General features: G+C 37.9%; 1 rRNA gene. It reads left to right on the top strand.

The window, feature by feature from the left end:
- Positions 1 to 485 precede the first annotated feature (485 nt).
- A 16S ribosomal RNA gene (locus AC1DSE_RS36055) occupies positions 486 to 731 on the top strand; the annotation flags it as partial.

Genomic DNA, 731 nt, shown 5'->3' with positions numbered 1-731 from the left:
GTGATGCAGCTTTGTGTCTTCTAGGATTAAATAGATTGATGTAAGGCAGAATCAGATATCAAGCAGAAAACGATGATTATATGAGCTGATTTGAATTCCATTTGTTAATCATCTGTATTACACATAGTTAACTAGGATAATATTGAGCTCAAAATAAATAACTAATAATATGTTTGTTCATTTATATTAACGAAATTAAATATTAAAACGCTTAAATGTAGTGTTTTACAGGCATTATAGACGTATTAAATGGCATTTATATAGTGAAATCATAAATATAATAAAATAATTTCAAAAAAGACTTGCAATCATATATGCATGCATGGTATATTCTAATTCCGGCCGAGAGATACACGCGGACGGCGAGAGAAACAAACGAAAGAAAAGATTGCTCTTTGAAAACTGAACAACGAGTAATAACTGCCTTGCAAATCCTTCGGGATGAGCAAATATAGCGATAAAAGTTATGAGCAAGTCAAACAACCAATTTGGAGAGTTTGATCCTGGCTCAGGACGAACGCTGGCGGCGTGCCTAATACATGCAAGTCGAGCGGAGTTGATGAGGTGCTTGCACCTCTGATGCTTAGCGGCGGACGGGTGAGTAACACGTGGGTAACCTGCCTGTAAGACTGGGATAACATTCGGAAACGAATGCTAATACCGGATACGCGATATGGTCGCATGACTGAATCGGGAAAGATGGAGCAATCTATCACTTATAGATGGACCCG

The sequence above is a fragment of the Paenibacillus sp. 01L418 genome (assembly GCF_056400045.1).
This window is presented reverse-complemented; position numbering and strand designations above follow the sequence as displayed.